The sequence below is a fragment of the Frankia sp. AiPa1 genome (genome assembly GCF_023243075.1).
Lineage (GTDB): Bacteria > Actinomycetota > Actinomycetes > Frankiales > Frankiaceae > Frankia.
In genome coordinates this window covers 77,473-91,425 of sequence record NZ_JALKFZ020000175.1, presented here as the reverse complement: position 1 = coordinate 91,425, position 13,953 = coordinate 77,473, and the positions used below count along the sequence as shown (strand labels likewise).

General features: G+C 71.8%; 8 protein-coding genes. 5 read left to right on the top strand and 3 right to left on the bottom strand.

Features of this window, described 5'->3' with window-relative positions:
* Window positions 1-90 precede the first annotated feature (90 nt).
* Complete coding sequence (gene proB / locus MXD95_RS21565; RefSeq protein ID WP_250642499.1) at window positions 91-1,212, top strand: glutamate 5-kinase; 1,122 nt, start codon at window positions 91-93, stop codon at window positions 1,210-1,212.
* A 30-nt stretch (window positions 1,213-1,242) separates the two neighbouring features.
* Here proB and MXD95_RS21560 read toward each other — a convergent pair whose 3' ends face one another.
* Complete coding sequence (locus tag MXD95_RS21560) at window positions 1,243-4,656, bottom strand: AAA family ATPase (protein ID WP_250642498.1); 3,414 nt, start codon at window positions 4,654-4,656, stop codon at window positions 1,243-1,245.
* Complete coding sequence (locus MXD95_RS21555) at window positions 4,656-5,966, bottom strand: metallophosphoesterase family protein (protein ID WP_308301547.1); 1,311 nt, start codon at window positions 5,964-5,966, stop codon at window positions 4,656-4,658. Before MXD95_RS21555 ends, MXD95_RS21560 begins: the two co-directional genes overlap by 1 nt.
* Window positions 5,967-6,272: 306 nt before the next feature.
* Between MXD95_RS21555 and MXD95_RS21550 the strand changes: the two genes are divergently transcribed.
* The 4 genes from MXD95_RS21550 (at window position 6,273) to MXD95_RS21535 (ending at window position 12,038) form a co-directional block, all read left to right on the top strand.
* Window positions 6,273-7,547, top strand: a complete 1,275-nt coding sequence (locus MXD95_RS21550; RefSeq protein ID WP_250642497.1) for a glutamate-5-semialdehyde dehydrogenase — start codon at window positions 6,273-6,275, stop codon at window positions 7,545-7,547.
* A 246-nt stretch (window positions 7,548-7,793) separates the two neighbouring features.
* Complete coding sequence (gene aceB, locus MXD95_RS21545) at window positions 7,794-9,422, top strand: malate synthase A (protein WP_250642496.1); 1,629 nt, start codon at window positions 7,794-7,796, stop codon at window positions 9,420-9,422.
* A 209-nt stretch (window positions 9,423-9,631) separates the two neighbouring features.
* Entirely contained in the window at window positions 9,632-10,519 is an 888-nt protein-coding gene (locus MXD95_RS21540; RefSeq protein WP_250642495.1) for an AAA family ATPase, read from the top strand.
* Window positions 10,520-10,592: 73 nt separating this feature from the next.
* Window positions 10,593-12,038, top strand: coding sequence for a vWA domain-containing protein (locus tag MXD95_RS21535; RefSeq protein ID WP_250642494.1), 1,446 nt, complete (start codon window positions 10,593-10,595; stop codon window positions 12,036-12,038).
* A gap of 40 nt (window positions 12,039-12,078) precedes the next feature.
* On the opposite strand, the gene pgm is transcribed toward MXD95_RS21535, so the two are convergent.
* Window positions 12,079-13,764, bottom strand: coding sequence for a phosphoglucomutase (alpha-D-glucose-1,6-bisphosphate-dependent) (gene pgm, locus MXD95_RS21530; protein WP_250642493.1), 1,686 nt, complete (start codon window positions 13,762-13,764; stop codon window positions 12,079-12,081).
* Window positions 13,765-13,953: the final 189 nt, after the last annotated feature.

Here is a 13,953-nt window from a genome sequence, read left to right as displayed (position 1 = left end):
TCCTGGCCGGCAGAGTTCCTGATCAGCAGACGTTCCCGACCGGCTGCCGGGCAGGACGTCGCACAGGCGGCAAGCGGTGGAGGGTGGGACGTGCGCGGGTTCGTGGCCGAAGCGCAGCGGGTCGTGGTCAAGGTCGGCTCCTCCTCGCTGACGACGGCCGCAGGGGGCCTCGATGTCGGACGGCTGGAGGATCTCGTCGCCGCCCTGCTGCCCCGGGTCGGTCAGGGCGGGCAGCTGGTACTGGTGTCCTCCGGCGCGATCGCCGCCGGGCTCGCGCCGCTGGGGCTGGCCCGCCGCCCGCGTGACCTCGCCACCCAGCAGGCAGCGGCGAGCGTCGGGCAGAGCTCGCTCGTCCACAGCTACGCCGAGGCGTTCGGCCGGGCGGGGGTGCGCGTTGGGCAGGTGCTGCTCACCGCCACCGACGTCATCCGACGCACCCACTACCGCAACGCGCGGACCACGCTCGACCGGCTGCTCGAGCTCGGGGTCGTCCCGATCATCAACGAGAACGACGCGGTGGCCACTCAGGAGATCCGCTTCGGCGACAACGACCGGCTGGCCGCGATCGTCGCCCACCTCGTGTCCGCCGACCTGCTCGTGCTGCTGTCCGACGTCGATGGCCTCTACGACGCCAATCCGCGCCTGGGCCCGGCGAGTCTGGTCCGGGAGATCCGGTCCGACGACGACCTCGTCGGCCTGACCGCACGCGGTACCGGCAGTGCAGGTGTCGGCAGTGGGGGCATGGCAACCAAGATCGACGCAGCTCGGATGGCGACGTCCGGCGGCGTGCACGCGATCATCACCTCGGCGGAGAACGCTGCGTCCGCCCTGCGCGGGGACAAGGTCGGCACGGTCTTTCACCCCACCGGCCCGCGCCGGGCGTCGCGCCTGCTGTGGCTCGCCCACGCCACCGCCCCGGAAGGACGGCTACGCCTTGATGCGGGTGCGGTCGCCGCGGTGGTGCGCCGCCGGGCGTCCCTGCTGCCCGCCGGCATTCTCGCCGTGGACGGCGATTTCGTGGCCGGCGATCCGGTGGACCTGGTCGACCCGCAGGGCCAGCCCGTCGCCCGGGGCCTGGTCGCCTTCGACGCCACCGAGCTCCCCCAGATGCTCGGCCGCTCCACCGCCGAACTCGCCGCCGAGCTCGGCCCCACCTATGAACGCGAGATCATCCACCGCGACGACCTCGTCCTGCTCCTCCCGGCCCGCTGACGGGTCCACCCGGCCGGCTGGCGGTGACCGTCACGGTGTGGTTTCGACCCGGCTGCCGCTGGTCTCCTTGATGACGCGGACCTGGTTGGGGATGCGCGTGCGAAGTTCGGCGACGTGGCTGACCAGGCCGACGAGGCGGCCGCCGGAGCGCAGTTCGTCCAGGACGGCCATGACCTCGTCGAGGCTGTTGGCGTCGAGGGTGCCAAAACCCTCGTCGATGAACAGGGCGTCGAGGCGGCGGCCGCCGGCCTCGGCGGTGACGACGTCGGCGAGTCCGAGGGCAAGAGAGAGAGCCGCCTGAAACGTCTCGCCGCCGGACAGGGTGCGGGTGTGGCGGGGGCGACCCGTCCAGGCGTCGTCGACGAGCAGGCCGAGACCGGCCCGTCGGCGACGGTCGCGGCGGCCCTCGGTGTCATGGACGAGAGTGAACCGGCCGGAGCTCATCGCGGCGAGGCGGCGGCTGGCGGCGGCGGCGACCTCCTCCAGACGAGCGGCGAGAACGAAACTTGACAGCGGCATGCCCTCGGTGTTGCCGCCGCGGCCGGCAGTGACCTCGGCCAGGTGGTGCAGCTCGTCGACCTCGGTGCGCAGGGGGCGCAGCGCCGTGAGGCCGCCCGTGTAGACGATATGCAGTTCGGCGAGTTCGGCCGCGCGCTGTGCGGCCTGGGCCTGGGCGCCGACGGCCGCCTCGTGGCTGGTCCGGGCCTGGGCCGCCGCGGCTTCGTGCTCGGCCAGCGGGAGGTTGGCCTCAGGGTCGACGGCAAGGTCGGGGGAGGCGAGGGCGCGGGCGATGCCGGCAAGCTCGTCGCGGTGGTCGCGGACCTCGGTCTCGGTGGCGCGTAGCCACGGATCGTCGCGCAGGGCGGCGACGGCGTCGTCGAGATCAGTGAAGCCGGCCTGGCGGACCAGCTCGAGGGTGGTGAGACCGGCCCGGACATGGGCGGCGCGCGCCTGCTCGGCGGTCTGTTCGGCGTAGCGGGCGGTTTCGGCATCGTCGGCCAGGGCGCGCACCGTCTCGAGCCGACGTGTGAGGGCGCCGTCCGTCCGCAGGCTGTCGGGGATCTCGGCGAGCCCGCGGGCCGCCCGATCCCGAGCCTGGTCGGCGCGCAGTCCGGCGGAGGACCCGGCCTCGCGCAGTGCTGCCAGCCGGGCCGTCGCGTCGGTCAGGGCTGTCTGGGCCTGGCGCTGCGCCTCCTGCGCCGCGGGCAGGTCGTCGCTTGCGTGCCGATGCTCGTCAACGGCGAGATCCAACCTGTCGGCGATCGTTGGAAGCGCCACCTCCACCGCCGCATCCTGGGCCGTTGCGGTGCCGGTGGCATCCGAGTCGCCGGTGGCATCGGCGGGGACCGCGGCGTGTCCGGTGCCCGTGGCACCCGTTGCCTCGCTGACGTCTCCCACGAGCAGCTCGACGGGGGGAATGAGGGCGGTTTCGGCTGCCGCCGAGGCGACAGCGGGCGCTTGGCCGACCTCGGCCCGGAGCGGGTCGGCCGGCGGGAGCTGGGACGGAGCGCGGGTCAGCTCCGCGTGCAGGGTGCGGATACGTTCGTCGAGGGCGCGCACGGTGCCGAAGGCATCGGCGGCGACGATCGCCGCGCGATCTGCCTTCCTGGCGGCGTCGGTTTCTTCCTTTTTGCTGATCGGACGGGCGCGGACTTCGGCGGGGTCGGGGTGCTCCAGAGCGCCGCAGACCGGGCATGGGGTGTCGTCGACGAGAGCGGCGGCGAGCTCGGCGGTCATCGCGTCGACCCGTTCTCGGCGCAGATCGTCGGCATGGGTGCGCGTGTGGTCGGCCGCCGCGCGGGCGTCGCGGGCGGTGGCGACGGCGGTGCGGTGCTGGTCGACCGCCACGGTGAGTTCCCGGGCCCAGCGAGCGCGTTCGGTCAGGCCGGGAAGGGCTGCACTGGCGTCGCGGGCTGCGCCGACCCGGGCATCGGCGTCAGCGAGCCGGGTGGGCAGTTCGTCGCACAGACGAACCTCCAGGCCGACGGCCTCGTCGCGGTGGGCGGCGGCCTGTGCGTCGGCCTCGACGGCGTCGCGGGTGTCCCGATGGGCGGCGGCGAGGGTATGGGCGAGGCCGGTCAGCCGGCCGATCTCGACATGGGCGACGCGAACGGTCGCGGTGAGCCGATCGATCACCAAGGCGTCGTCCGCCGCGAGATCCTTGTCGGCCATGTAGGCATCGTTGGCCTCGACGGCGCCGCCTCCGGCCGAAACATCATTTCCGGCCACGGAACCACCGTCAGGGGCCGGCGTGCGGCCGGTGGCCGTAAGCAGGTCGGCCGGATACCGGGCAAGTGACCGGTGGGCGTCGTCGGCCGCGGTGCGGGTCTGCGCGGCAGCGGCAGTCAACTGGCGCAGTTCGGTCAGCGCGGGGGCGACGACCGTGGCGCGGCGGGCAGCGTCGGCGGTGGCCGCGAGTGCCTCGATCCGGTCCTGGTCGCCGGTGAGCTCGTCGTGGCGCAGGTCCAGCTCGCGCCGACGGCGGATCCGGTCCGCGAGGTCGCGGGTGGCGGCCAGGGAGGTCTCGGCGGCGTCGAGGGCCTGGCGGGCGAGATGCAGATCCGCCGTAGCCGCCGTCGCTGTCTCGGCGGCTGTGTCGGTGAGGACAGCAGACCAGGACGGCTCGTCGGGCAGGCTCTCCGGTTCGATGACGCCAGCGGCCTGGGCGATGCGGGCGGCGACCCGGCCCAGCGCGGTCCTCGCCTCGTCGAGGTCGGTGCGGCGGGTCTTGGCGCGGTCGTGCAGCCACTGCTCGGTGAACTCGAAGCGGCTGACCCGGAACAGCCGTTTGAGCAGCTTTTCCCGATCGTCGTGGTCGGCTTGGAGGAAGTCGGCGAACCGGCCTTGCGGCAGCATGACGACCTGGAAGAACTGGTCGGCGGTCATGCCGAGCAGCAGGCCGATCTCGTGGCCCACGTCCTGCGGGCGGCTGGCGATCGTCTCCCACCCGTCGGCCGAGACGCTGGTGGCTGAGGCGCTGGTGGCCGAGGCGTCGCCGGCCGAGATGCTGTCGGCCGGGAGCCCGCGGGCGTGGGCGCCCGCCGTCGCTGAGCGGCGGGGCGCACCGGTGGTGGCGAGCCGGTGCTCCAGAGTGGCGGTGGGATGCGCCCGGGTGGTGCCGCTGGCGCGTCGTGGGCGGTCCCAGGCGGGGGAGCGGGTGGTCCGGTACCGGTCGCCGGCCACGGTGAACTCCAGGCTCACCCATGGCCGGGCCGCCGCCGGCGCGTGGTGCGACCGCAGGTCGGGACCGCCGGCGAGCTTGCCGCGCAGACCCGGGACCTCGCCGAACAGGGCGAAGCCGATCGCGTCGAGCAGAGTGGTCTTGCCCCCGCCGGTCTCCCCGCACAGCAGCAGCAGGCCACCCCCACCGACCTCGTCGAGATCGAGGTCGACCCGCCCAGGGAACGCGCCGAACGCCTCCAGACTCAGCCGGTGCGGGCGCATCAGGCGGCGTCCTCGGCGGCGCGGGCGGCGTCCAGCGCCTCGCTGAGCAGACCCCGCTCGCCCGGCGACGGGGCGGTACGAACGTGCGTGACGAAGGCCAACGCGATCTCCAGGTCAGTGCGGCCGCGGGTGCGCGCGGCGAAACTGCGCTCGTCGGAGTCCGCGGCGGGCGGCTCATGGGTGAGGCGTACCGCGAACGGGAAGCGGCGTTGCAGCGTCACCATCGCATCGAGCGGGCGGACCGGATCGGTGACCACCGCCGCGACGATGTCGCGCTCGTACGGGGAGTGGGCGGGCGAGGCGAGCAGGTCGGCGAGGGCGCCGCGTAGCACGGTGAGCCGGCGTTCCACCGGGACGGGCACGGCGTGCACCGCCCCCAGCCCGCCAGGGCCAAGCTCGACGAGCAGGGACGCCTTGCGGTCGGACGCCTCGGAGAACGAGAACGCCATCGGTGATCCGCTGTACCGGATGGCGTGGGTGATCGCCTGCGGACGGTGCAGATGGCCGAGCGCCGTGTAGGTGATGCCGTCGAACAGGCCCGCCGGTACGTTGCCGAGCCCGCCGACGGAGATGTCCCGCTCACTGTCACTGGTCGAGCCACCGGTCACCCAGACGTGTCCGAGCACCACACTTCGGGCACCCGGATGCCCGTGAAGATCGGCCCGAACCGCACCCATCGCCCTGCGCATCAGGGCTGCCGGCCTGACGGTCCTCCTGTCTGCACCCCCGTCCTCGCGCTGCTCGCCGGTGGCCAGGTCGCCGTCAGCGTTCGGCTCACCGGTCGAGACGCTCCGGTCGGCAGTGCGCTGGTCGACATCAGGGCCGCCAACGTCAGGGTCGCCGGTGTCGGGAAGGAGAGCGGGAGCGCTGGTGGGCTCCAGGTAGGGAATCGGGTAGACGCGTACGGAGCCGTGGGAGTCGGCGATGACGACAGGCCGGGCGACGGCGGTGGGACTGGTGCGGATGCTGATCCGCGGGTCGAGCAGGCCGGCTTTGTCGCCGAGACGCCGCGCGGCGTCATGATTGCCGCTGATCACCACGACCCGGGCGCCCGCGTCGCGCAGCCGTGACAGCGCGTCGTTGAACAGTTCCAGTGCGCGCACCGGCGGGATTGCCCGGTCGTGCACGTCGCCGGCGACGAGAACGAGGTCGACCCGCTCGGTGCGGACGACCTCCACGAAATGGTCGACCAGGGCGACCTGGGCCGGGAGCAGATCGTGCCCGTGCAGCGCGCGGCCGAGGTGCCAGTCGGAGGTGTGCAGGGCCAGCATGCGGATCACGGTAGGCGGGCCGTCACGTCGTTCGGGCATGGGGGGTCGGCCTGCGCGGATGTGTGACTGTGCCGCGTCGACTGCCTTGGCGCGATGGCCGTGGATCTGGTGCGCGCGGCGTCCCGAACCGCAGATCGGACGTGCTGCGCCGTAACGCCGGTGACGACCGGCCGTGACCGCTGTTCGCCGGTCGCCAGCTCCGCGGCGATCGCTGTCCACAGGACACGTCTGCACGGGTGGCTGTCCACAGGCTGGCGTGAAGCCGGCGAGGGATGCCGGTTGGCCGGTAGCCTCGAAGGGCGCGTGGTGCGCGGCGGCACCCGCAGCACTGGAGGATCTCAACAGATGAATACCTCAGCGGAAGCTGTCCGCGAAACGGCCGAGCGGGCCAGGATCGCGGCGGCGGCGCTGGCCACGGTGAGCCGGGAGGCCAAGGACCGGGCACTGCTCGCCATGGCCGAGGCGCTGGCCGCCCGGTCGGCCGAACTGATCGACGCGAACGGACAGGATGTCGAGGCCGCGCGGGCCGCGGGTACGCCCGAGGCCATGGTCGACCGGCTGACCCTCACCCCGGCCCGGCTCGCGGCCATGGCTGATGGCCTGCGCCAGGTCGCCGGCCTCGACGATCCGGTCGGTGAGGTCGTCCGTGGGCGGGTGCTGCCGAACGGCCTGGAGCTGCGTCAGGTCCGCGTCCCGCTGGGCGTCGTCGGGATCATCTACGAGGCCCGGCCGAACGTCACCGTCGACGCCGCCGGGCTGTGCCTGAAAAGCGGCAACGCGGCACTGCTGCGGGGCAGCGCGTCGGCCGTGCGCTCGAACACCGCGCTGGTCGGCGTCCTGTGTGACGCCGCCGAGGCCGCGGGCCTGCCAGCCGACGCGGTCCAGCTTGTCCCCGGGGTCGACCACGAGTCGGTCAAGCACCTGATGCGGCTGCGCGGGCTGGTCGACGTGCTCATCCCGCGTGGCGGCGCCGGCCTTATCCGCGCGGTCGTCGAGGAGTCGACGGTGCCCGTCATCGAGACCGGTACCGGCAACTGCCACGTGTACGTGGACGCCGACGCCGACCTCGACCAGGCGCTCGCGATCGCCCTCAACTCGAAGACCCATCGGGTCTCGGTCTGCAACTCCGCCGAGACGCTGCTGATCCACCGCGGTGTCGCGGACCCCTTCCTGCCGTCCGTGCTCGCGGCGCTCGCCGAGGCCGGGGTCACCGTGCACGGCGACGAGAGCGTGTGCACCGCGGCCCGGAGCATCGAGGGGGTGCGGGCCGTGCCGGCGACCGACGAGGACTGGGCGGCGGAGTACCTCTCGCTGGATCTCGCGGTGCGGGTCGTCGACTCGCTGGACGACGCCGTGGCGCACATCCGCCGGTGGGGCACCGGGCACACCGAGGCGATCGTCACCCGCTCGTTGGGCGCCTCCCGCCGGTTCATCGCCACCTGTGACAGCGCGGCCGTGCTGGTCAACGCCTCGACCCGGTTCACCGACGGCGAGCGGTTCGGGATGGGCGCCGAGATCGGAATCTCCACCCAGAAGTTGCACGCCCGCGGCCCGATGGGGCTGACGGAGCTGACGTCGACCACCTGGGTCGGTATCGGGGACGGACATCTCGTCTCCTGAGCGGTGTCCCCAGACCGACGCCTCTGGACCGCCGCGGGGCACCGTCGCCCCGCGGGGATGACGTCCGCGGCGTCACGTAACCAGCGTTCATACTGGCACCTGCGCCGTGAACCCGCTCACGACGCGGCCCGCCGAAGCGTGACTGATGTGCGGCCGACGGGCCCAGGTCCGACACTGGCAGAGGCGACGGACAGCGACGGTGAGCCGCGCAGGATGGGCGTGCCGCGCAGAAGGTGAGGGACGGGCATGGGCGATCTGGTCGGTGTGAGCACACAGGGTGTCTCGGTGGTACGCGACGTTGCGGGTCTGACGTCGGCGCAGGTCGATGCGGTGCTTTCGGACGAGGCGATCGCGTTTGTCGCGGGTCTGCACCGCACGTTCGCCGCCCGTCGCAACGAGCTGCTCGCGGCTCGGGCCACGCGCCGCGCCGCGATCGCCGCCGGCGCGAGCGTGGACTTCCTTCCCGAGACTGCCGACATCCGCGCCGGCGACTGGCAGGTCGCGCCCCCGGCGCCCGGCCTCGTCGACCGGCGCGCCGAGATCACAGGTCCCACCGACGCGAAGATGCTCATCAACGCCCTGAACAGCGGTGCGAAGGTGTTCATGGCGGACTTCGAGGATGCCAACGTCCCGACCTGGTCGAACATGGTCGTCGGGCAGCACAACCTGAGCGAGGCCATCGCCGGCACGCTCGTCCACGCCAACCCGGACGGCCGCCGCTACACGTTGAACGAGACCATCGCGACTCTCGTCGTGCGCCCCCGCGGATGGCATCTGCCCGAGCGGCATCTTCTCGTCGACGGCACACCGATCGTGGGTGCGCTGTTCGACGCCGGGCTCTACCTGTTCCGCAACGCCCGCGCGCTTCGGGCGATCGGGCGCGGACCGTACTTCTACCTGCCCAAGATGGAGAGCCATCTCGAGGCACGGCTGTGGAACGACGTCTTCACCGCCGCGCAGGCCGAACTCGGCCTGCCGGTGGGCACGATCCGGGCGACAGTGCTCATCGAGACCCTGCCCGCCGCGTTCGAGATGGCCGAGATCCTCTATGAACTGCGCGAGCACTCCGCCGGGCTCAACGCCGGACGCTGGGACTACATGTTCTCCACCATCAAGACGTTCGCGTCCCGGCCAGCCGAGTTCCTGCTGCCTGACCGCAACAGCGTGACGATGACCGTGCCCTTCCTGCGCGCCTATACCGAGCTGCTGGTCTCGACGTGCCACCGGCACGGCGCGCACGCGATCGGCGGGATGGCAGCGTTCATCCCGTCCCGGCGCGACCCGCAGGTCAACGCGGCGGCGCTGGCGAAGGTTCGCGCCGACAAGGAGCGTGAGTCCGGCGACGGGTTCGACGGCAGCTGGGTGGCGCATCCCGATCTCGTTCCGGTGTGCACGGAGGTGTTCGACGGCGTGCTGGGCTCGGCGCCGAACCAGCTCGGCCGGCAACGCGACGACGTCCAGGTGAGTGCCGCCGACCTGCTCGCGGTGCGGGACACTCCCGGCGCGATCACCGCCGCCGGCCTGCGCGGCAACATCAGCGTCGGCGTGCGTTACCTCGAGAGCTGGCTGCGCGGGACCGGCGCGGTCGGCATCGACAACCTGATGGAGGACGCGGCGACCGCGGAGATCTCCCGCAGCCAGATCTTCCAGTGGATCGCGGCCGGCGTCACGCTCGACGACGATGGCCGGCCGGTCACCGCCGAACTGGTGCGCGCGATGCTCACCGAGGTGCTCGACGAGCTGCGCGCCACCGTGGGTGAGGCGGCGTTCGACGGCGGGCGATGGAAGGACGCGGCCGCGGTGTTCGAGGAGACGGCGCTCGGCGAGCAGTTCGCCGAGTTCCTCACGCTGCCGGCCTACGAGCGGATCGACTGATCCGGCGGCGGCCCGCGATCCGGCGGTGGCCAGGGGATCCGGTGGTGGGCCGGTGATCCGGGCGACGATTCGTCCGGTCGCTGCCGGCCTCGTCCGTGCTCGTCCAACCTGGGTGCATCGGTCCATAAACAGACCGTGAAGTACACGTGTGACACGTGTGCCTGGCACTATGGATGGTGCGGTGCTTGAGTCGGGGACGGAAGGTGGCCATGTCGCTACAGGAACACGCCTTCGCTGATGTGGCGGACGTGCGGGAACGCCTTGGCACGACCGGCTACCTCGCGGACGAGGCGATCGCGACCACCGTTTTCCTCGCCGACCGGCTGCGCAAGCCGCTTTTGGTCGAGGGGCCGGCAGGCGTGGGCAAGACCGAGCTTGCCAAGGCCCTCGCCACCTGCGTCGGTGCCGAGCTGATCCGTCTGCAGTGCTACGAGGGTCTGGACGAGGCCCGTGCGCTCTACGAGTGGAACTACAAGAAGCAGCTCCTGCGTATCCAGGCGGGTTCCGGCTCGGGTGACGAGGGGGGCTGGCAGCAGGCCCACGATGACATCTTCAGCGAGGAGTTCCTGCTCTCCCGGCCGCTGCTGACCGCGATCCGCCGCGAGTCGCCGACGGTGCTGCTCATCGACGAGACCGACAAGGCCGACGTCGAGGTGGAGGGCCTGCTGCTCGAAGTGCTCTCCGACTTCCAGGTGACGATCCCCGAACTTGGCACGATCACCGCGTCCCGTCGACCGTTTGTCGTTCTCACGTCGAACGCCACCCGGGAGCTGTCCGAGGCGCTCAAGCGACGCTGCCTGTATCTCAACCTCGACTATCCGTCGGCCGAGCGGGAGAAGGAGATCGTGCTCTCCCGGGTCCCCGACCTGTCGGAGAAGCTGGCCGAGTCGCTCGTGCGAATCGTGCGGGCGCTGCGGGCGATGGAGCTCAAGAAGGCGCCGTCGATCGCCGAGACGATCGACTGGGCGCAGACCGTGCTTGCCCTTGGCTTCGACACCTTCGACGAGAAGGCGGTTGCCTCCACGCTCGGCGTCGTGCTCAAACACGCCAGCGACCAGGCACGTGCCATCGGCCACCTGAAGCTCACCGCGAACTGACCGTTTCCTGGTCTCCGACCAGCCGACCAGCCGACCAGGCCAACACCGACGGACGACTCAGGGGAGCGCCGGCATGAACCTGCTGGACCGCACCGTCGATTTCGTCGCTGCGCTGCGTCGCGCCGGGATACCGGTGAGCAGCGCCGAGACAGTGGACGCGGCCACCGCCGTCGGCGCCATGGGCTGGGCCGATCGGGATGCCGTGCGTGCCGCGTTCGCGGCGACGCTGATCAAACGGCCGCTCTATCGGTCAGCTTTCGACACCCTCTTCGACCTGTATTTCCCGCCCCGCATCGGCGACGGCGTATCGCTCGACCCGTCTCCGGAACCGCATGCGGCGTCCGGGTCCGGAGACGGCGAGCCTGTCGACAAGGCGCCCGCGCCCGAGGACCTCAGTCCCGAGGAACTCGAGGAGCTGCGCCGTGCGCTGCGCGACCAGCTGCTCGACGCGTTGCGCGACGGCAACGACGAGGCACTGCGCGACCTCGCCCGCCGAGCGGTGACGTCCTTCGGCGGCGGCGCGGGCGTCGGTGGCAGCACCGGCCGTTCCTGGTACCTGTACCGGGCCCTGCGCGCGATGTCCGCCGAGACCCTGATCGCCCAGCTGCTGAACGATCGCCTGGGCGAGGCGGAGCGTGGCGGCCTCGCCGAGCGGGTCGCCCGGCAGACGATCAGTGACCGGATCCGTGCGTTCGAGGAGATGGTCGCCGCCGAGGTGCGCCGTCGGATGGCGGAGGAACGTGGCATCGAGGCGGTGGAGCGCAGTGCGGTCGGGCCACTCGACGACCAGGTCGAGTTCCTGCGTGCCTCCCAGCGTGACCTGATCGAACTGCGCCGGCAGGTGTATCCGCTGGCCCGGCGCCTGGCCACCCAGCTCACCGCACGGCGCCACCTCGGCCGCACCGGCCGGCTTGACTTTCGCCGCACGGTCCGTGCCTCCCTGGCCACCGGCGGCGTGCCGGTCGACACCAAGTTCCGGCCCCGCAAGCCGCACAAGCCCGAGCTCGTCGTGCTCTGTGACGTATCCGGGTCGGTGGCGTCGTTCGCGCATTTCACGTTGCTGCTTACCCATGCCCTGCGCGAGCAGTTCTCCAAGGTCCGTGCGTTCGCGTTCATCGACACCACCGACGAGGTCACTCGCTTCCTGCGCGGACTTGACCTCGGCGACATGATGGCCCGCATCTCCAGCGAGGCCGAGCTCGTCTGGTACGACGGGCACAGCGACTACGGCCATGCCATTGACGTGTTCGCCGAGCGGTACGGCGAGTCCGTTGGCCCGCGCACCTCGTTGCTTATTCTCGGTGACGCCCGCAACAACTACCGGCCGACGTCGGCGCAGCTGTTTCGCCGGCTGTGCGGGCAGGCCCGGCACGCCTACTGGCTCAACCCCGAGCCGCGCGGCTACTGGGGTTCGGGCGACTCCGCGACCGACGTCTACGCCGACGTCGTCGACGAGATGGTCGAGTGCCGCAACGTCGCGCAGCTCGAGGAGTTCATCGAGCGCATCCTGCCCTCCTGACCGCCCGACCTCGACGCGACCTCAGGGCAGCGACCGGAGATCAGCGGGTAACCGACAGGGCTGCATCCACGATCGTCTGGGCCTCGGCGAGGACGGTGTCGAGGTGCTCAGGGCCGCGGAAGCTCTCGGCGTAGATCTTGTAGACGTCCTCGGTACCGGATGGGCGGGCGGCGAACCAGGCGTCGGCGGTGAGGACCTTCACTCCGCCGATCGCCGCGCCGTTGCCGGGCGCGTGCGACAGCGCGGCGGTCACCGGCGCCCCGGCGAGCCGCGTCGCGCCGAGGCTTTCCGGGGTGAGCGCGGCAAGGATCTTCTTCTGCGCCGGGGTGGCGGGGGCGTCCACCCGCCGGTAGGCGGGCGCCCCGTAGCGTGCGGTCAGCTCCTCGTAGGCACGGCCGGGGTCCCGCCCGGTGACGGCGGTGATCTCGGCTGCCAACAGGCAGGCGATGAGCCCGTCCTTGTCGGTGGTCCACACCCCGCCGCCGCGGCGCAGGAACGACGCGCCGGCGCTCTCCTCTCCGCCGAAGCCCAGAGCGCCGCCGAGGAGCCCGTCGACGAACCACTTGAACCCAACCGGCACCTCGACGACGCCGCGCCCAAGGCCTGCGCCCACCCGGTCGATCATGCTGGAGCTCACGAGCGTCTTGCCGATCGCGGTCCCCGCTGGCCAGTCAGCGCGATGGCCGAACAGGTAGTCGATCGCGACGGACAGGAAGTGGTTCGGATTCAGCAGACCCGCGCCCGGGGTGACGACGCCGTGCCGGTCGGCGTCAGCGTCGTTCGCGAGTGCGACATCGAACGAGCCGGCGAGACGCAGCAGTGAGGCCATCGCGTAGGGGGAGGACGGATCCATCCGGATCTTGCCATCCCAGTCGGTCGTCATGAAGCCGAAGGTCGGATCGACCGTGGTGTTCACCACATCCAGGTCGAGCTTGTAGCGTTCGGCGATCGCCTGCCAGTAGACGAGGCTCGCCCCGCCGAGTGGATCGACCCCGATGCGCACGCCGGCGCCGCGGATCGCCTCGAGGTCGATGACGTCGGCCAGGTCCTCGACGTAGGCGCCGATGTAGTCGTGCACCGTGGCCGCGGCCCGGGCCCGCGGGTAGGGAACCTGGATGACCCCGGCGAGACCGGCGTCCAGCAGCGCGTTCGCCCGGTCCTGGATGACCTTCGTGACCGCGGTGTCGGCCGGGCCGCCATGAGCGGGGTTGTACTTGAACCCGCCGTCGGCCGGCGGGTTGTGCGACGGTGTGATCACAATCCCGTCGGCAAGACCCCGCCTCGCCCCGCCCGCCATGCGGCCGCCGGCTACACCGACACCGCCGTGTTCGCGGTTGTGGCGCAGGATCGCATGCGAGATGACCGGGGTCGGTGTGGCCTCGCCGTCCGGCGCGATGCGCACCTCCACACCCTGGGCGACGAGCACCTGCAGCGCGGTGGCGAGCGCTGGAGCGGACAGCGCATGCGTGTCGATCCCGACGAACAGCGGCCCGTCGACCCCAGCGGACGCGCGGTAGTCACAGATCGCCTGGGTCGTTGCAAGAATGTGGTCGACGTTGAACGAGCCACGCAGCGCCGACCCACGATGCCCGGACGTGCCGAACGCCACCCGCTGTGCCGGGTCCCCCAGGTCGGGATGACGCTCGTGGTAGGCGACGAGCAGGGCGTCGACGTCGACGAGGTCCTCGGCGGCGGCGGGCTGGCCCGCGCGCGGGCTGGTCGGCATGAGCGGCGGCTCCTCGCAAGGGGGCGGGCTGGCCGGCGGAATGACATCAGCCTAGCCGGATCGCCGGTCGGGAGGCGGACCGCCCGGCTCCCTGTGGATGACCTGACGGTGAAGCCGAGTCCTGTGGACAACCGGCGCTGCGCCTCGGGGCGTCCCATCCCGGCGAGCCAGAGCCGCGCCGCGAACCCT

Bases quoted from the DNA above. Each gene is read 5' to 3' on its own strand.
- MXD95_RS21560 (WP_250642498.1), bottom strand. From the start codon at position 4,656: ATGCGCCCGCACCGGCTGAGTCTGGAGGCGTTCGGCGCGTTCCCTGGG.
- MXD95_RS21555 (WP_308301547.1), bottom strand. From the start codon at position 5,966: ATGCCCGAACGACGTGACGGCCCGCCTACCGTGATCCGCATGCTGGCC.
- MXD95_RS21550 (WP_250642497.1), top strand. From the start codon at position 6,273: ATGAATACCTCAGCGGAAGCTGTCCGCGAAACGGCCGAGCGGGCCAGG.
- aceB (WP_250642496.1), top strand. From the start codon at position 7,794: ATGGGCGATCTGGTCGGTGTGAGCACACAGGGTGTCTCGGTGGTACGC.
- MXD95_RS21540 (WP_250642495.1), top strand. From the start codon at position 9,632: ATGTCGCTACAGGAACACGCCTTCGCTGATGTGGCGGACGTGCGGGAA.
- MXD95_RS21535 (WP_250642494.1), top strand. From the start codon at position 10,593: ATGAACCTGCTGGACCGCACCGTCGATTTCGTCGCTGCGCTGCGTCGC.
- pgm (WP_250642493.1), bottom strand. From the start codon at position 13,764: ATGCCGACCAGCCCGCGCGCGGGCCAGCCCGCCGCCGCCGAGGACCTC.